The 17,987-nt window shown below is 70.6% G+C and carries 13 protein-coding genes; 8 read left to right on the top strand and 5 right to left on the bottom strand.

Annotated elements, in window-relative coordinates:
* Positions 1–368: 368 nt before the first annotated feature.
* The gene (locus tag OG322_RS38520; RefSeq protein ID WP_124285948.1) at positions 369–878 is read left to right on the top strand and encodes a DUF4232 domain-containing protein; all 510 of its coding nucleotides are present in this window, start codon (positions 369–371) and stop codon (positions 876–878) included.
* 304 nt (positions 879–1,182) lie between these two features.
* Complete coding sequence (locus OG322_RS38515) at positions 1,183–2,274, top strand: PucR family transcriptional regulator (RefSeq protein ID WP_241200344.1); 1,092 nt, start codon at positions 1,183–1,185, stop codon at positions 2,272–2,274.
* A 33-nt stretch (positions 2,275–2,307) separates the two neighbouring features.
* Here OG322_RS38515 and OG322_RS38510 read toward each other — a convergent pair whose 3' ends face one another.
* The 3 genes from OG322_RS38510 to OG322_RS38500 form a co-directional block, all read right to left on the bottom strand.
* Positions 2,308–3,756: a carboxylesterase/lipase family protein gene (locus tag OG322_RS38510; RefSeq protein ID WP_123465521.1), complete on the bottom strand. Its 1,449-nt coding sequence runs from the start codon at positions 3,754–3,756 to the stop codon at positions 2,308–2,310.
* A gap of 117 nt (positions 3,757–3,873) precedes the next feature.
* Positions 3,874–4,764, bottom strand: a complete 891-nt coding sequence (locus tag OG322_RS38505; protein WP_123465519.1) for an alpha/beta hydrolase family protein — start codon at positions 4,762–4,764, stop codon at positions 3,874–3,876.
* 265 nt (positions 4,765–5,029) lie between these two features.
* On the bottom strand, positions 5,030–6,556 hold the full coding sequence (locus tag OG322_RS38500) for a long-chain-fatty-acid--CoA ligase (protein WP_124285945.1): 1,527 nt from the start codon (positions 6,554–6,556) through the stop codon (positions 5,030–5,032).
* Between the two features lie 139 nt (positions 6,557–6,695).
* On the opposite strand from OG322_RS38500, the gene OG322_RS38495 reads away from it, so the two are divergent.
* From OG322_RS38495 to OG322_RS38485, 3 genes are all read left to right on the top strand, one after another.
* Positions 6,696–7,913, top strand: a complete 1,218-nt coding sequence (locus OG322_RS38495) for a PucR family transcriptional regulator (RefSeq protein ID WP_164494505.1) — start codon at positions 6,696–6,698, stop codon at positions 7,911–7,913.
* An 809-nt stretch (positions 7,914–8,722) separates the two neighbouring features.
* Positions 8,723–9,310 (top strand): NUDIX hydrolase, encoded by a 588-nt coding sequence (locus OG322_RS38490; protein ID WP_311316982.1) that lies wholly within the window; start codon positions 8,723–8,725, stop codon positions 9,308–9,310.
* Between the two features lie 680 nt (positions 9,311–9,990).
* On the top strand, positions 9,991–11,253 hold the full coding sequence (locus tag OG322_RS38485; RefSeq protein ID WP_329307601.1) for a phosphatase PAP2 family protein: 1,263 nt from the start codon (positions 9,991–9,993) through the stop codon (positions 11,251–11,253).
* 305 nt (positions 11,254–11,558) lie between these two features.
* Here OG322_RS38485 and OG322_RS38480 read toward each other — a convergent pair whose 3' ends face one another.
* A complete protein-coding gene (locus tag OG322_RS38480; protein ID WP_329307600.1) occupies positions 11,559–12,620 on the bottom strand; it encodes a Gfo/Idh/MocA family protein in 1,062 nt (353 codons plus the stop codon).
* Between the two features lies 1 nt (position 12,621).
* Positions 12,622–13,668 carry a Gfo/Idh/MocA family protein gene (locus OG322_RS38475; protein ID WP_123465509.1) on the bottom strand — a complete coding sequence of 349 codons (1,047 nt, stop codon included), beginning with the start codon at positions 13,666–13,668 and terminating at the stop codon, positions 12,622–12,624.
* A gap of 386 nt (positions 13,669–14,054) precedes the next feature.
* Between OG322_RS38475 and OG322_RS38470 the strand changes: the two genes are divergently transcribed.
* The 3 genes from OG322_RS38470 (at position 14,055) to OG322_RS38460 (ending at position 17,691) form a co-directional block, all read left to right on the top strand.
* A complete protein-coding gene (locus tag OG322_RS38470) occupies positions 14,055–14,708 on the top strand; it encodes a class I SAM-dependent DNA methyltransferase (protein ID WP_123466457.1) in 654 nt (217 codons plus the stop codon).
* 476 nt (positions 14,709–15,184) lie between these two features.
* Positions 15,185–16,651, top strand: coding sequence for a phenylacetate--CoA ligase family protein (locus OG322_RS38465; protein WP_123465507.1), 1,467 nt, complete (start codon positions 15,185–15,187; stop codon positions 16,649–16,651).
* A complete protein-coding gene (locus OG322_RS38460; protein WP_123465505.1) occupies positions 16,648–17,691 on the top strand; it encodes a hypothetical protein in 1,044 nt (347 codons plus the stop codon). Before OG322_RS38465 ends, OG322_RS38460 begins: the two co-directional genes overlap by 4 nt.
* The last annotated feature ends 296 nt before the right edge of the window (positions 17,692–17,987 follow it).

Here is a 17,987-nt window from a genome sequence, read left to right as displayed (position 1 = left end):
CACCGAATCCCCAATGGCTTGGGCCACGTGCCAAGTTGTGGCTCCGGAGCGCGCACCGCACCGTGTGCGAGGACCGGCGTTCGCGGCGTGACGCCTCCCGCAGCCCCATCCGCCGGGCGCATGATCGAACGACAACATCCCGTGCGAGTTACACGTACGGGTGGCACCGCCGTGATAGCCCTGGAATAGCCCCCGTGAGGGTGAGAACGAGGCTCAGAAGTCCTCTTGGCCATGCTCCTGATGGGCAATCACCCTGAGGCAGTGTCCGCAAAGTCCCGTCTGACCCGCGACGCCTGGCACGCCCTCCGGGCGCACGCCGGGACTCTGCGGACACAGCCCAAGGCCAATAAGCACAGCAAGGAAGGTTCATGATGCGTACCACCCGGAAGATCGCCGTCGCCATCGCCGCCACCGCACTGTTGGGCGCTGCGGGTGGGGAAGCAGCGCAGGCCACGTCCGTGAAGGCCGCCGGCGCCGCACCCTCCGCTTGCCGTCCGGCCAACCACATCGCGAAGATCACCAACGCGCCCAGCAGTGCGGGGCACCGCCACTACCGCGTCACCCTGACAGCGCCGCGCGGGTACGATCCGTGCCTGCTGGCCGGTTCGCCCACCCATGTGCGGTTCTCGAACCACGGCTCGGAGAACAAAATCACCGCCGGCCGCTACGGCAACCAGCGGACCGCGGTGACGTTCGGCCCGGGGCACCCGGTGTACTTCGACATCCAGGTTCCCAACAACGGTAGTGGCATCTCCGCAGACGAAGCGTCCTTCACGCTCCGGGCTCCGGGCGGGGAGATCCCCGGCACGTCCGTCGCCGAGGGCACGCTCAAGGTGACAACCGGCACCCTCATCGGTCCGGTTCAGCGCGGCGTCTGAGCTCCTCCCCCACCCTCCGGGTCCGTCCTCCCGAAATTCGCCGAACCCTCCGGCGTGCCCTCGACTCCTCCGGGCCCACGTGGTCAAACTGCCCTGTCGCAACCGGTGTTGCGGCGGCAGCCGCCCCACTGAAGCCGAGACCCGGAGAGTATCGAGCGCCCAGTGCGCCGGGGGGGTCATGCCTGTGCGGGCGCAGCCTCCCGGGTGGTCGCTGTGCGTTCCGTCCCCCTTTCGGCGGCAGGCGTCGATTGACGCAGGCAGGGGGCGGTGTGACGATGCGCCGATGCTTGGGCTACATGGACGAATGGCTGTGCGCAGGGGTGATCTCACCGCGGCCGTCGTCGCTCGCTGTGCGGCGGAAGTGCCGTTCTACGGGGAGCTGCCGCGCAGCACGCTCGACGGTGAGGTGGCGCGGTCGATCGCGGCTGTGCACGATCTGCTGCTACGGGCCCTGCGTGACGGCGGCGTGATGGACCCGGGTGACCTGACCCGCCTGATCGAGTGGTCGGGGCGCCGGGCCGAGGAGCGCGTGCCGTTGGAGGCGGTGATCGCCGCCTATCTCATCGGCGCCGAAGTGTGGTGGCAGGTGCTGACCGAGACGGCGGAGCCCGAGGAACTGGCCGGTGCGGGAGCGAGGCTGTTGGCCTGTCTGCACTCCGCGATGCCCGCGGTCGTACTCGCCCACCGGAACGCCCAGGAGGACATCCACAGCGAGGACAAACGGGTACGGCGGGCGCTGCTCACCGCTCTGCTGGCCGGACGGCCGTACGAGGAACTGGCGGAGGCGGCAGCGGTCACGGTGACCGGCGAGCACGAGGTGGTCGCCCTGGCGTTCGAGTCGAATCCGCCGGCCAGGCTGGTGCAGTCGTCCCTCGATGCTCGCGCGGGTGTCCCGGTGCTGATGGATCATGTCGCCGGGATCGCGCTGCTCCCGGCCGGTTGCGAGGTGCCGGACCTGCCGGCTTCGCTCGGGAAGGAGGTCGGGCAGCGCGTCTTCGCGGCCGCCGCCCCGGCCTCGGCACCGACGGCCGTTCCCGCGGCGGCGGCGGAGGCGACGCGCGTACTGGAACTCGTACAGCGACTGGGCCGCCCGCCCGGGTTGTACCGGCTCGATGACGTCCTGCTGGAGTACCAGCTCGCGCGTCCCGGTGACGCACTGGTGCGGCTTGCGGCCAAGCTCGGCCCGCTGGAGGAGCATCCGTATCTCCTGGAGACGCTGCGGGTGTTCGTCGACCGCGGGCACAACCGCCGCCAGAGCGCACTGGAGCTGTGCATCCACCGCAACACCCTGGACTACAGGCTGCACCGGGTGAGCACCCTGACCGGGCTGGACCTCTCGGTCCCCGCCGAGGCGCGACTGCTCCAGGCGGCACTCGTCGCCAGGGATCTCGCCTGACAGGTGTCCGCGCCGGACCGGCACCGGACCGGGTCAGGTTGCCCCGTCGGCCCCGCCCTCCGGTCCGGCCTGATCCGAACGAGAGAGCCAGACCTGCAGCTCCTCCTGGCGCGGCGCGAGAACCACGCCCGTGGCGGGATGATCAAAGACCATGACCGGACGGCGCGCGTCCCAGCCGGGCCAGCCCGGGTCGCCCGTGGCGGCGAAGGCGACCCAGGCCCGGTGCATGGTGTCGGCCAGTGGTTGAGGAGCACCCGGTCCGCTGAGCGTCTCACCGTGGCGCAGGTTGTCGAAGACGAACCCGATCTCCAGGGCATGGCACGCGCCCAGTTCCCGCACGGGCGAGCGCCAGGCGAACTCGTACAGGAACGTCCGCGCCGGACGGGAGTCGGCGAGCCGGTTGAGCGGACCTCTCAGCAGCAGGTCCGTGGCCATCTCGCCGAGGATCACCCCAGGTTTCGCACCCGGCCGAGCCGCCCGGTACAGCCGCGCCGCTCTCCCCGGGATCCGGAACTTCAGCAGAGCCAGCCTCAGCGTGAGCCGGCTGATTCGGTCCACCATCCCGCTCGGCACGGACCACAACCGGTACTCCTCCCGGTTGCATCCCAGCAGCAGGTCGACCGTGGGCTGCGGCGGATCCGCCGGCATCATCTCGTCGTCGGCCACGATGTGGAAGCCCGGTCCTCCGCTGATCGGATCGGCCTTGCCGACGACTTCGGTCTGTGCGTCCAGCAGCCGCTCGCGGTCCACCGCCGCGAACGCCTCCGCCGTCGCGGGCACGTGCAGTGCCTTCGCCATCGCCCGTACGGTCCGGGCGCCCTGACTGCGCGGCACCTTGTGCGGCGCGCCGCTCTGCAGGATCGCCCGGTGGAACAGACCGGCCGCGCGCGGGGCAGCCATCAGGGCCGCGATGCTGATGGCTCCGGCGGACTCGCCGCACACCGTGACGCACCCGGGGTCTCCGCCGAACGCCGCGATGTTGTCCCGCACCCAGGTCAGGGCGGCGATCTGGTCCAGCAGGCCCCGGTTGTCGGGAGCGTCGGGGAACACGCCGAATCCCTCGACACCGAGCCGGTAGTTGACGGAGACCAGGACCACACCGTCACGCGCGAAGGCCCGCCCGTCGTACAGCGGCATGGCGGTCGAGCCGTTCCGCAGCGACCCCCCGTGGATCCACACCAGTACCGGCAGCGCTCCACCGACGGCTTCCGGGGTCCAGACGTTGAGGTTGAGGCACTCCTCCCCCGGGATGTCCACCTCGGGGATCAGCTCGTCGAGGGGTGGCCGGTACGGGCGTTGCGGCGCCGTCGGCCCGTACTCCAGCGCGTCGCGCACCCCTTCCCAGGGATCGGCGGGCGCGGGGGCGCGAAACCGGTGGATGCCGAACGGCGCGGCGGCGTAGGGAATACCGAGGAAGGCGGCGACTGCGTCCCGGATGCGGCCGCGGACCTTGCCCTGGCGCGTGATCGCGATGATGTCCATGTCGGTCCATTCACGAGGCGTGCCCGCCTCCCCCGTCGCGGAGGCGGCCGGGGAGGCGGGTGCGGGGGAGATCGGGACACCGCGGACGGCGCGGTGCCGGCACACGGCCCGGGCCGTCTACGGGGTGGTGACCGGGACGTTCAGGGCCAGGTCGTTGCGGCGGACGTCGGACCAGGTGGCGGTGTCGGTGCAGATGCCGCACCCGGGGCCGAAGAACTGGGCACGGGCTGCCTGGTCGCCCATGAGCTGGGCTCGGAACCACGCCGTGGTCGGCGCGGCGAACGGGCCGGGGTCGCCCACGACGGTGAAGTGGTCGGCCCCGCGCACTTCTCCGTACAGGGCCGGGATGTGGTCCGCGGCGTTGTAGAACGCCTTGACGAGGAAGGGGAAGACGATGCTGTCCTTCTCGCCGGCCAGCAGGAGCGCGGGGACGTGCACCGCGTTGATGTTCGCCAGCGGTCCCGGCTGGATCGGCAGGATGGCGTCGATGCGGGGATCAGCGCCCACGACGATGGCGGCCGCGCCACCCTGCGAGTGCCCCGAGGCGCCGATGTGCTCCAGGTCGACGTGGTTGAGGAAGATACTGTCCGGGTCGGCGTTCCTTCGGGTGAGCATGTCGATGCCCGCTCGCATGGAGATGCCGAGGTTGGACTGCGGGGTGTTCGCGGCGGCGACGATGAAGCCCTGGCCGGCCCAGTGCAGGAGCAGGTCCCGGTAGACGAGGGGAATGGCGTTGGTGCCGTTGCCCCATACGATCACCGGGAAGCGGCGGTCGCTGTTCGCGATGTCACGCGGGTAGTACAGCGTGGTGACCACCCCGACTTCCACAGCGGTGGCGTAGGGGCCGGGGGCGCCGTAGTCCACGGCGGCCGACGCGGTGGAGGTGCCGTCGGCGACCGTGACGGCACGGGCCGGGGCGGACGCCGACGCGGCGCCCGCGCCTGCCGACGCGGACAGGGCGAGGGTGAGTACGGCCAGTGGGACGAGCAGGTTCCTTTTCCATGACATGGCGACTCCTGGGTGGGGGCGAACTGAATGATTCATCCGGATCACTTCGGTGTTCGATGGCACATCCTGCGGGAGCAGACGCCGCCCGTCTCTGCGCAATCGCGGCAATCACCGACGGCGGAGTTTGTGCAATGTGCCGACAGCCGCGGGCCGGGTGGTGGCGCCGTGCTCGGTCCGGCGGCGCAGCCTCTGCCGGCCGGGCTTCACCAACCCGGCGGTGAACTCGTGCCGCCGCCGGCTCCTCGGCCTCACCTGCCCGGGCGCGTCAGGCAGGGGCGGTTTCCCCATGGGCCTCGGCGGCGAGTTCGCGCTTCAGGATCTTGCCGGTGGAGGTCAGGGGAAGGCTCTCGCGGAATTCCACGCTGCGGGGGTACTTGTAGGCTGCCATGCGCTCGCGGCACCAGGCGATCAGTCCCGCCTCGCTCAGGTCCGCGCCGGGGACGGGGATGACGAACGCTTTGACGTCTTCGCCGTGCGTGGGGTGGGGCACTCCCACCACGGCGGCCATGCTCACGGCCGGATGCGTGATCAGGACCTCTTCGATCTCGCGCGGGTAGACGTTGAAGCCGCCGCGGATGATCAGGTCCTTGACCCGGTCCACGATGTAGTAGTAGCCGTCCGCGTCACACCGGGCGATGTCGCCGGTACGGAACCAGCCGTCGCGCATCACCAAGTCGGTGTCGTCGGGCCGCCGGTAGTAGCCCTTCATGATGTTGTGTCCACGGATCGCGAGCTCGCCGCGGCCGTCGCCGTCGCCTGGGATGCTCTGCCAGGAGTCGTCGATGAGCTTCATCTGCACGCCCCACACGGGCCGGCCGATGGACCCGGGCCTCGGTGGCAGTCCGGGCGGGTTGAAGCAGGCTACGGGCGAGGTCTCCGAGAGGCCGTACCCTTCCTGCACGCCCACTCCGAAGGCCTTCCCGAACCGCTGGAGCACCTCGACGGGCAGGGCGGCGCCCCCGGAGACGGCGGTACGCAGGCGGCCCGGCGGTGCCTGGTCACCGAGCGCGCCGAGCAGGGCCCAGTACATCGTCGGGACCCCGGCGAAGAACGTCACGCCTTCGCTGTGCATCAGCCGCAGGGCCTCGTCGGCGTCGAAGCGGGGCTGCAGGACGAGCGTGGCTCCCCTGAGCAGCCCCATGTTCATCACCGCGCTCTGGCCGAAGGCGTGGAACAGCGGCAGCGAGGCCAGCATCACCTCGTCATCCGCCGCCGCGAACAGCCGGTCGGCGACCATGGCGTTCATCGCCAGGTTGCGGTGGGTGAGTTCGGCTCCCTTGGGCCGGCCCGTCGTGCCGCTGGTGTAGAGGATGACGGCCGTGTCCTCCGCGGCCGTGGCCGCTGCTTGAGCGGGAGCGGCGGCACCGGGGTCCGCGTTGCCCGCCCTGTTCAGCAGAAGGAAGTGCTCGCAGTCGGTCACCTGATCGAAGCCCGCCCGGCCCACGTGGGCCAGCGGCAGTTCGGGGGTGCCCTCGAAGCAGAGGAAGGCCTTGGCGCGGGAGTCGGTGAGGTGGTAGGCGACCTCCTGCGGGCGCAGCAGCACGTTCAGTGGCACCACGACCGCTCCGACGCGGAGTATGCCGAAGTAGGCGGCCGGGAAGTCCGGCACGTTCGGACAGGACAGCGCCACCCTGTCCCCCCTGCCGACACCGTGGAGCCTCAGCCTTTCGGCGATGTCCTGGGACCGTTCCAGCAGCTCGGCGTAGGTCAGGCGGGTGTCACCGAAGACCAGAGCGGTCCGCTCGGGGTGTTCCTGGGCACTGTGTTCCAGCAGGGACGACAGGTTCAGCATCGGTTCTCCTCAGCGGCTCGTGAGGAAATGCTGCGGCACAAACGGGACGGTCCGGGGTGGGCGGACGACCCCGGATACGGCATCCGCCTTGTGCGACCGCACAATTGCGGGCCGAAGGGTGAACCGTATGCTGACCGGCATGCCAGAGCAGCATGCCGATGGCGGCGTCATCGTTCCCCCGCTGTTGTCGGTGTGCGCCGCGCACCTGCTGGAACGGGTCGATGTCCTCGCTGACGACCTGTTCCGTACGATCACCACCGAGATCGCTCCTTACGCGCAACTGGGCGCCGAACTCGCGGCCGAAGTACGCGATTTCAACGAGCGCAATCTGCACGAACAGCTGACCTGTATGGCGCGCCACCGTCCGGTGTGCACGGACAGCACCCGGCAGTGTGTGCGCCGCCGTGCCACGCAAGGGATTCCACTCGACGCGGTCCTGCACGCCTTCCGCATCGGCTTCCGGCTGATGGCCCATGCCCTCATCGAACGCGCCAAGGAGCAGCCCGGCACGACGATGGACGACATCGCCCAGGCCTCCATGGCGACGTGGTCGTTGCTGGATGCCGCGTCGCAGACGGTGAACGACGTCTACCGGGAGACCCTGGTCGGCCTGGCCCGGGCCGATGAACTGCAGCGGTTGCTGCTCCTCGACGCGCTCCTCACCGGCAAGAACGCCGACTGGGCGATGCTCGGCGGGACCGCCGCCTCCGTCGGCCTGCCCGAACAGGGGCCGTACGTCTGCGTCGTCACCGAGCACAGCGACGTCACCACGATGGAACAGGCCCTGCTGCGCAGCGGACTGCGCTCCGCGTGGCGCCCCCGCCCCGACGGCCTCGCCGGCATCGTCGCTCTGCCCGGCCCCTCTCGCGCCGTCGGCTCCACGCACGCGCGCGGATCGGCGTCGGTGCTCGAAGCCGTCGCCGGCGCGGTCACCGGGCGGGCGGGGCTCAGCCCTGCCTACACCCGGCTGCGGGAGAGCGCCGACGCTCTGCGCCTGGCCACGCTGGCCTTGTCCTCGCTGCCCGCCGGCGCGCGCAGGGCGGTCACCCTCGACCACGATCCGGCTGCGGCCCTGGTCGCGGCCGGGCACGAGCTGGCACTGCGGATGGCCGTCACCCTGCTCGATCCGGTCCTGGCCGCGCCCGACCGCAAGGACCTCATGGAGACGCTCACCGCGTGGCTGGACTCCGAGACCGGGTCCACCTCCGAGATCGCGAAGATCCTGTACTGCCACCGCAACACCGTGCGCAACCGGCTGGACCGCGTCTCGCGCCTCACCGGGCGTTCCCTGCTCAGACCCGCGGACGTCGCCGCCCTCTACGCCGGTGTCCGGGCCCTCGGGCTCCGGCCGCGCTGACCGGCCCGCCGTCTTCGCCCGGCCCGTGCCACCGGGGCCCCAGGCGAACCCGCTGAGGATCAGCGTGGGGGCCTCGTGCTCCAGCATGGGGGAACAGCGTGCTCCAGGTCGAGCGCACCGTCCATTGATGCGAAACGCTTGTGATTCCCGGTCGTTGAGCCGGGTGTGAGTGATCTGGTGGGGGACGCGCGCCTGTCACCGTCGGCGCAGGACGCTCCGCGCCTTCGGACGGTGGCCGCGCCGGTGGGGACGGGACGTGAGAACGTCGCAGCGGTGTTCGGGGTATCGACGGCCGGAGGCCGGGATGCGCTGCTCGCCCGGCCGAAGGGCCGTCCGGTGGGCGTGCATCAGATGTCGGGCGAAGGGGAACAGGCAACGGTGCGGCCGGCGGCGCCCTGCGTGGGCACATGCCGTCAAGCGATGGGGCCCGACTCTGCAACGACCCGACCAGCGGGCCGCGGGACAGGGCCCCGCCGCGATACGGCGCCGGCACGAGGAGACCTGGCCGGCGATCCGTACGGAGGCGAGGGCCGAAGGCGGCGAGATCCTCTTCGCCGACCAGGTCACCGGCCGCCCTTTGCGTGAAACGGGACGCACTCCCGTCGTACGGCTCACCAGTCGGTCTGCTCGTCAACAGCACCGGTCAGTACCCGCTGCATCTGTGGGACATGGGGACGGCGAAGCCGAGATCCTGCCCGTCACCGAGGGAGCCGTGTTCCGTTGGTTCGACGTGGAGGCGGTGCCACAACCGCCAGGCCCCACTGCCAGCCACCTCCGCATCCCGTAATCGTTCAGAAAGATCAGAACTCTTGACCGCGAACCATGTTCATGAGGAACTCCGCATTCTCGCGAAAGACGACCGGCCGCAGGCGGGACACGGCGGCCAGAGCGTGAGCCAGACGTGGATGCCGCCTGAGCAGTACGCCGAGACGGTGATGAAGGCGACCGCGTTCGCGTGCCTGTACTTCACCGACGAGCACGACAACCCGCTGCAGCTGAGGGCGGTGTACTCCCGGATCCACCCGTGGCAGTTGGCCGGCGGGACAATGGATCCGGGCGAGCGGCCGTGGGAGACGGCCCTGCGGGAGTGCCGGGAAGAGACCGGGATCGTCTTCGACGGCCCCGCCAAGCTCCTCGCGTCCGTCTTCGGCCAGCCGGGAAGGGAGTGGCCCTATGCCACGATCGGCTTCGTCTTCGAGGGCGGCCGGCTGACTTCCGGCCAGATCCGGTCCCTCACTCTGGACCCGGCCGAACACGACGAGGCACGCGTCCTGTCCATGCCTGAGTGGCAGAAGCTCATGCCCCGGCGGGACTTCGCCCGGCTGGAGGCCGTGGTGGAGGCGCGTCGTACAGGCACAGCAGCGTTCTTCGACTCATGGGACTGGGAAGACCAGTGAGGGACCGGCGGTGCGCCGCACCCGGCACGCCCCTGGCGGCAGGCGGTGGGCCGACCGGGGCCGGCGCAGGGCCTGCCGTGCCACGCCCGCTGCGACGCCGATGCGGTCCGCGGCGACCTGTGTGCCGACGCCGCCGAACACCCTGACGGTGACGCCCCTCCCAGCGACGCACCGGATGCCGCGAGCACGACGGCGAACCCGCCACGCCATCGCCTGACTCGTCTCCGACTGCGCAGCAGGGCAGGCCACCCATCGCGAAGCGAGCGCCGGACTCGTCCCCGTCCGCACAGCGACCTGTCGGCGGGGTTGTCGCCGTGGCCGGACACCGGTTCCTGGCCGCGCAGTTGGTGGCCCGCCTGAGCGTGACGGTTCTCGGCACCCCGCACGCCCCGTCGTATAACCGGCGAGCCAGGATCGAGCCGGCTCCGCGCCACCCGTGACCAGCGAACACACCCGCACGCCTCCGCTAGCATGTTCGAACTCACGACGAGCGCCCTCATCGCTCGCCATTCACCGGAAAACCGGGCTTTCCGGCACGAAGAGTGACTTATCAACTAACATCTAACAAATCGGCCAAACAATTGATACCTATAGCATCGCGGGTGTTTTCGCGAATAACCAGCAGAACCACGTTCGCCGCGTGGCGTGGACCACGAGCGATACTGTGGGCCACAGCGGGTGTGGTGACGCTCGGTTTCCTCATCGCGCTGGAGATCGCCGCACGTCACTACGGCCTGCCGGGGCCGATCACCACCCAGGCGCAAGAGGTCATAGTCGCCCCTCAATCGGGCTTCCTGCTCTACGCCAGCATGGGCTTGATGATGGTGGTGCTCACCTGGCGGCAACGGTTCATCGCGGTCGGTGTCGCGATAGGAATCGACGTCACCATTCTGCTGGTGCGGTGGGCGGCCGACGCCGAGGTGACCCAGGGCCATCCCTTCGGCAATGGCGCGTTGTGGGTGATTGTGGGCTACGCGGTCATCGCTGTCACGCGCCGCACAGGCGCGGAACGTGTTCTGCTGCTCAAGGGCGTCGGGCTGGGCCTGCTGCTGGTGGCCGGCCGCAAGACCGGCGACACCTGGCTGCTCATCACGTCGAAGACCCGCCCGGAAGTGCTCGACCAGTACGTGGCAACCGCCGATCACGCGCTGGGCAACCCGTCGTGGCTGGTAGGCCGGATGGTTACCGCCACCGGCCCGATCGGGGCCCGCTTTCTCGACTCCGTCTACACACAGCTGGCGGTGGCCGCGGTCGTCGTCGCGATCTACCAGCTGCGTAACGTGGCGGCCGACCGCCGCTTCCCCGGCCATCACCTGGTGCGCACCTTCCTCGTCATCGGCCTCCTCGGGCCGGGCATCTACGTGCTCTTCCCGGTGGTCGGGCCGATCTTCGCCTACGGCGCCGACGGCGGACACTGGGCGGTGTCCAACCTCTGGCCGAACACGACGCCGCCGGTCATTGCCCCACACCACATGTCATTCGACGAGATCACGCCACGCAACTGCATGCCCAGTCTGCACACGGCATGGGCGACCGCCATCTTCATCCATTCCCGCAAGGGCCCTCGCACTCTCCAATTCGCAGGCGCCTTCTGGCTGATCGCCACACTCGGCGCAACGCTGGGCTTCGGCTATCACTACGGTGCGGACATCATTGCCGGCGTGGTGTTCACGCTCACGATCGAGGCGGCCCTGCGCTCGCTCGCTCGCGGCTGGGACCGGGCCGGAATCCAGTTGGTCGTCTACGGTGCAACGGTCTTCGCTGCGCTCCTGGTGTCCTATCGCTATCTGTCGATGGAGATGGCCAACCATCCGTGGGTGTTTGGTCCACTTCTCATTCTGGCGATGGCCTCGGTGATCCACGGCTACGTACGGACCACCGAACGGTGGGAACCGAAGATCGTCCCAGCGCGACAGCCGGAACCGCTGCCCGAACCGGTTTGAGTCATGTCCCATCGGGAGTCGTACGGGCTCCAGTCGCAAGAGGGTCTGGGCGGCCGGGGCGAGGACACGGCGGGTCGCCCGGTGAACTCCGCCCCCGGGCGGGGCGGAGTTCACCGGGCACCGCCTTCGACGACAAACACGTCGGTGGCGGTGCGGTTCCCCACTCCGAGGGTTGCCGCGCAATCAGGAGAAACAGGTAGTTCCCGGACAGGAGCCTGCGCGGCTACAAACTCCAGGCTCCGGTCGACGCCGCAGGCGAGATCGTCTGTCCAGGCCGATGAATCGACGCCCAGCGCGCAAGCCCGTCAGGCCACGCCCGTAGCACGGACGGCGGGGGCGACAGGGACACCGTCCTCGCGCGCGGAGGACAGCGCGGCCTCGACCACCGCGACGGCCGCGTGAATATCGGCCGCCGTCACCAACGGGGTGCGCGCGTAGCGGATGTCGTCGCAGAACTCGGTGAACAGCCGCCGCAGCGCCGTCGCCCCGGCCGGCCCGCCGACCGGGCGGGAGACGCTGTAGCCGTCCGCCGCGCGCACGGCGACCGAGGGAGCGTCCTCGTCGGCGAGTACGTGGCCGTGCGAGCCGAGGACGCGCACGGTGGACGAGACGGGGGCCGGGCCGACGCCGGCGGGTGTGCGGGCCACGGTGGCTGTTGCCACCACTCCATTGCGCAGCCTGAGCGAGAGAACGGCCGCGTCCTCGACTCCGTGGGCGCCGTGCGGGCCGTCGAAGAGCGGCGCATGGGGTGCGGCGCTGCTGAAGGCGACGACCTCCTCCACCTCCAGGCCGGTCAGGTGCCGGATCGCCAGGGCCGGATACCACCCGAAGTTCATCAGTTCGCCGCCGCCGGACAGGGCGGGGTCGCAGACCAGTTCGGGGCGCTCGACGGTGGCTCCGTCGAGCCCGCCGGCCGCGAGCCACTCCGCATCGACGGCGAGGGGCAGGCCGATCGCACCGGAGTCCACGATGCGCCGGGCACGAGCGATCTGTGGAGAGTGGAGGCGGTGCACGGCACTGAGCAGCCCGCGCGAGCGGTCGGCGGCGTCCCACAGGCGCTGTGCGCCACGCGTGTCGGTCGCGGCAGGCTTGTCGACGAGCACGTGCCGGTCCGCTTCGAGCGCTCTCACCGCGAGGTCGACGTGGCGTGTGGGCTCGCTGCACACGAGGGCGATGTCGCAGCGGGCAAGGCCCTGGTCCAGGTCGAGCAGCGGAATGCCCGTCGCGCCCGCGAGGGCTGCGCTGTCCTCGGCGAACGGACTGTCGGCGGTGTCGGCGCAGCCGACGACCTCGATGCCGGGCATCGACCTCAGCAGCGGCACGTAGTCACGGGCGTGCCGCACCCCGGATGCGATGAGGATTCTCATTTCAGCAGACCTCCTTTACGTCGACGGGGCGGCCTTCGTCCGCACTGAGCTGCGCCGCCAACGCGGCGGCGAGGGCAGCACGCACTTGGTGAGGTGCGGTCAGCGGGGCCGCGACGCCGTCGAGCACGTCGCGCAGGTGTCTGGTCTGCTCGGTCATCGCGCCCTCGATCGAAGCGGGGGCGACGGGCGACGCGGAGTGCGCTCGCGGCTCGTCCTCGCTGCTGTGGTGCAGGGTACCGGCCGTGCCGGAGAGCATGAGTCTGCGGACGAACGTGCCGCGTGCGACGAGGGCGTAGCACAGCTCAATGGTGGCGAGAGCACCGCCGGCGAAGCGTACGAGGATCTGGAAGCTGTCGGGGGTCGGCATCCCGGATGACCACGTGCGGCAGGGGCGGGCGAACACCCGGACCGGTTCGTCGTCCATGAGCCAGGTCAGCAGGTCGAGGGCGTGCACGCCGTTATGGGCGACATGTCCTCCGGAGCGGGAGGGGTCCAGTTGCCAGCCCCGCCAGCCGCCCGGCCAGACATGCCCGGTGTACCAGGTGAGGTGTGCCAGCCGGGGCGTGCCGATCGCGCCTTCGGCGACCGCTTGGGCGATCTCCAGGTGGACGGGCTGGAAGCGAGCCGTCTGAGCTACGAGCAGGGGCCGGCCGGCAGTCCTCGCGGCCGCGAGGATCCGGTCGACGTCGGCCACCTTCAGCGCGGCGGGCTTCTCCAACAGGACCGCCCTGCCTGCCTCGAGGGCGGCCACGGAGAGTTCGGTGTGTGACTCGGGAGAGGTGCACACGGCGGTGACGTCAACGCCGTCGGACCACGCGGTCGCCGGATCGGTGGACCATGTGGCGCCCTCGGCGAGAGCGGCCAGCGCGGCGGCCCGTTCGGGATGCCGGTCGACGACATGGGCCAGTCGCAGTCCTGGAACGTCCGCGAGCGCGGTGACGTGATCGCGGGCGATGGCGCCCGCACCGATGACAGCCACACGGTGGTCGCTTCCCTGCTGTCCGGGGCCGCGCGACCTCTTCTCTCCGGGCACTGGGACGGGGCTCATCCGCGACTCCTCACTCGATGACCAAATCTAAGACATCGGACATCTTACGTCCGATGTCCATCAGTCCCTATTCAGCTGTACTCACCCCGAGCGAATCGGCCGCGCTCCGCGCGGACGACAGCGCGGGCACACGATCCCCGAGCGGAGGGATCAGCGGCCCGACACCTTTCACGAATGGTGATCGTCGGTGGTCATCACCGGGGCGGACGGTCGGCCGGCCGGATTGTCACGGCATCCGGATCAACCACTGCTCAAGCGGCGGCTGGCTGGGCTGTTGGCGGCTGCCGCCGCCATGTGCCCGTGCGCGCGCACCAACCGTTCTCCGAACCAGCCGATCACCTCCCTTCCTTCGGGCTGCTGGATAGCCTGTCGTCGTGGGAAATGGACTGAACACTGACAACTGGCTGGAAGACACCCGGACGTCCTACGACACCGTGGCTGACAGCTATGCGGACCAGGTGCGGAACCTTCTGGATGAGACGCCCGAGGAGCGCGCTTTCCTGGCGCTGTTCGCCCGCCTGGTGCGCACGAACGGCGGGGGCCCGGTTGCGGACGTGGGGTGCGGACCGGGGAGGATCGCCGCCCACCTGTGCGAACTGGGCGTGGACGCGTTCGGGATCGACCTCTCCCCCGGGATGATCGAGGTGGCCCGGCGCGATCACCCCGGCCTGCGGTTCGACCTCGGGTCCATGACGGCGCTCAACCTCGCCGATCGCTCCATGGCCGGCCTGGTCGCCTGGTACTCGCTCATCCACGTCCCCGACGACGAGATGAGTTCGGTCCTCACGCACTTCCGGCGAGTACTGAGGCCCGGTGGCCCACTGCTGCTCAGTTTCCACGTCGGGGACGAGCCGGAGCTGAAGACGCAGGGGTACGGCGGCCACCCGATGAAGATCTGCGTCCATCGCCGCCGGCCCAGCCAATTGGCTGCTTGGCTCAACGATGCCGGCTTCGCCGTCGAGACACAGAGGACTCTTGCCTCAGCCGAGAGCAGGCTCGGGGGACTCCTTCTCGCGCGCCGCCGGTCTGACGTCCCGTAGGGGCCCCCTTCTGGCGAAACGCCGAATACGTAGGTGTCTCGTGAGCGCGTGACACGGCGGGGACGAAGCTCCGCGTGTGCCTGATCCGGTTCTCGCTTCTCGCCACCGCTGTGCCCGCGAGGCCGTCAGGGTTCCGGCCGGGGAGGCCTGGCAGCCGGGAAAGCCTGCCGGTCGGGGTGAGCCTCCGGCCGGGAAATTCCTGCTGACCGCCAGTAAGTCGGAAGAGACCGTTGAGACATCAACTCCCCTCCTCTAATGTCTCGTTCATCGATCGGCCGTCCTCGGCCGGGAGTGCGCCACATGGAGCCCAGCCGCCCTGAGGGACGGCCCGGAGAAGGGAGATCCACCATGGTCAAGCACTACGTCAAGTACGCCTTCAGCACGCTCACAGCGGCGATGTTCGCCAGCATGGTCTGACGGATCAGCCCCGGCCTGGACCGGGAGTTCAGCCCCGGTCCAGGCGTCAGGAGGCTCCCTTGTTCGCAACCGCGCTCAGCCAGCTCCGATACGGCGCGGCGATCCTGCGCAACCGCCGCATCCGCCCACAGGACCTGGAGCGCATCGCCCGGGACCTGATCGCGACCCTCGCGGAGTTCGGCGAGCCGGGCGCGGACTCGGCCCTGCTGCCCGGCCAGGCAGGGGCCGTCGACCCCGCCGTACGGCGTACCGTGACCGAGCGCAGTCTGCGGGCGACAGCTCGGGCCGCCGCCCAGCACACGGCCTACTACCGCCGGACGTTCGTCAGCCTGGCGCTCGACCCGCGCACACTCACACCGGACACCTGGGACCAGGTGCCGGTCACATCGAAGGCGGCCCTGCGCAGCCTGCCGGCGGCCTTCGTGTCCGCCGCTTCCGCTCCCGCGCTGATGGCGCTCACCACGGGGACGAGCGGCACCCCCACGGCTGTCTGGTACTCCCGGGCCGAGGTGGAGATCGCGGTGGCCATGAGCACGGTCTCGGCCGTCCTCGGCATGGGTCTGCGCCCCCGTCACACCATCGCGTACGCGGGGTGCTCCCGGGCGACCCTGCCGCTGCTCAACGTGGAGGAGTCGGTGACCCGGATCGGCGCCTCGTTCGTCCAGATCGGCACTGTGGACCCGGCGGTGGCGCTGGACCGGCTCGCCGCCCCTCTCGGATTGCGCGGCAAGGCGCCGCAGATCACCCACCTGACGGTCTCCGCGTCCTACCTCTCCGCCCTCGTCGAAGAGGCGGAGCGGAGCGGCTGGAAGCCATCGGACTTCGGCCTCGAGTCCATCGGTGTGGGCGGCGAAGTGCTCTCCGATCCGCTGAGGGAGCGGGCCGCGGCGGCCCTGGGCGCCAAGGTCTCCACCTCGTACATGATGACCGAGACCGTGCCGTCGGGCGGTACGCCGTGCGCCGAGGGGCATCTGCACCACACCACCGAATTCGGGCACCTGGAGATACTCGACCCCGTGACCCACGCGCCGACGCCACCGGGCGCCGTCGGCATCATCGTCCAGACCCCGTACGTCCCCTACCGGGACTGCACCCTGCTGTTGCGGTACGCGACCGGCGACCTGGTCCGGCTCCCCGAGAGCGCGACCACGTGCGAGCTGGCCCACTTGCCCGCGACCTCACCGGTACTCGGCCGCTGGACCGGTCCGCTGAGCCGCGAGGTACCCACCTGGTCGGTGCTGAACCTGCTGGAGGCGGAGCCGGACATCCCGCTGCCCGCGCGCTACGCCCTGGTCGACGGGCCCCCGGGCCCGCGCCTCCACGTCCTGGTCCGCCGGCTGCCCTCCGCCGGTCTGCTCGGAAGGCTGGAGGAGCGGGCCACCGCCGCTGGCCTCGCACTGGACGCGATCGTGCTCCACGACGACCTGGCCTCGATGCCACCGACCGGCCCGGTCCGCGCCGATCTGCGGGAGCACACCTTCGAGTCGGTCCGCCCCGCCGCGGTACGCGTCGCGAGTCCGGCATGAGCGCCGCCGCCCTGGTGGGCCTCAACTGCTGCGTCGCCGCGATCACGGCGGCGGGCGCCGCGTACTTCGGCCGGGTCCGGATGCCCCGCCCTCCGGTCGGCCGCTACGAACTGCCCGACGTCGCCGTGGTGTCCGCCGTGGTCGTGGCGGCTCCGCTGGTCTATCTGGAACTGCCCCGCGCCGCGGTGGCGGTCGTCTTCGGTCTGGTTCTCTGCGCGGCAAGCCAGTTCACCCTCGCGCCCCTGTTCGGCGGGGGCCGGGCGTGGGTGGTCGCGCTCGGCTCGGTCGCGGCCACCGCCGGATGCGCGTTCGCGGACCGGCCGATCGCCGTGATGGTGCTCACCGATGTGCTGCTCGCGATCGCTGTCGTGGGAGTGGCCAACATGTGGGCGCAGAGCGGTATGCGCTCCGCCCACGCCGCGTGGTTCGCGGGCGCGCTCGCCTGCTACGACCTGGTGGCGACGGGGCTCACCTCGGTCATGGACCGGTTCGCCACCCAGGTCATGGGGCTGCCGTTCGCCCCGCTGCTGGCCGTCACACGGGGCGATCCGCCCGTGGCGCTCGGACTGGGCGACCTGTTGCTCCTGGTGCTCTTCCCGCTGGTGGCGAACAAGGCCTTCGGACGGGCCGCCGGTTTCCTCGCGGCCGGGATCGCGCTGGCGGTGTCCGCGGCCATCAGTCTGCTGTTCGCCCTCGGGGCGCTGACCGGGGCGTTCCCGCTCCTGACGGCACTCGGCCCGCTGATCGTGGTCCAGCACGTGCTGTGGGTACGTGCCCGGGGAGCCGAACGGACCGTGGCAGAGTGGCGCGCGGGAGCACCGGGGGCGGCAGCGGCCGCCACCCCGAAGGACCCCGACCCGGCATTGCTGGGGGCCCTCGAACCCGCCGACGCGGAAGAGGGGCAGGACCGCCTGCCCGACGGCGGCTGGCTCGCGGTCCTCGACGGCCGGGTGGTGGGAACCGGCGCGTCGCCCGGCCGGGCACGCAGGGACGCGAGGCTCCGCGGTTGCGCCTCGGTGCCGGTGGTGCGGCAGAACTGAACCGGGCCCGGCGGGCGAGGGCGGCACGGGCGCCAGGCGTCGCCACGGTGTCGGACTTCATCACTGCCTCCGGACGGGGCGTCCGCTTCGCCGGTGATCACGGGGACCGGCAGCTCCGTCGGTATCTCCGTCGGCGGCCGGCGAGGCAGTACGTGCCGTACGCGTGAGCGTCTGGAGGAGGCGGCCGTGGGATTGGTCGCGGTGCTTGGCGACGACGGGTGCGAGGGAGGCCGGCAACCGACGGAGCGCTGGGCTCACACCCTCTGGCGGCATTGCGGCGCCATCGACGCCACACG

The sequence above is a fragment of the Streptomyces sp. NBC_01260 genome (genome assembly GCF_036226405.1).
Classification (GTDB): Bacteria; Actinomycetota; Actinomycetes; order Streptomycetales; family Streptomycetaceae; genus Streptomyces; species Streptomyces laculatispora.
The sequence above is the reverse complement of the archived record's forward strand: the minus strand, read 5'-3'. Positions and strand labels throughout refer to the sequence as shown.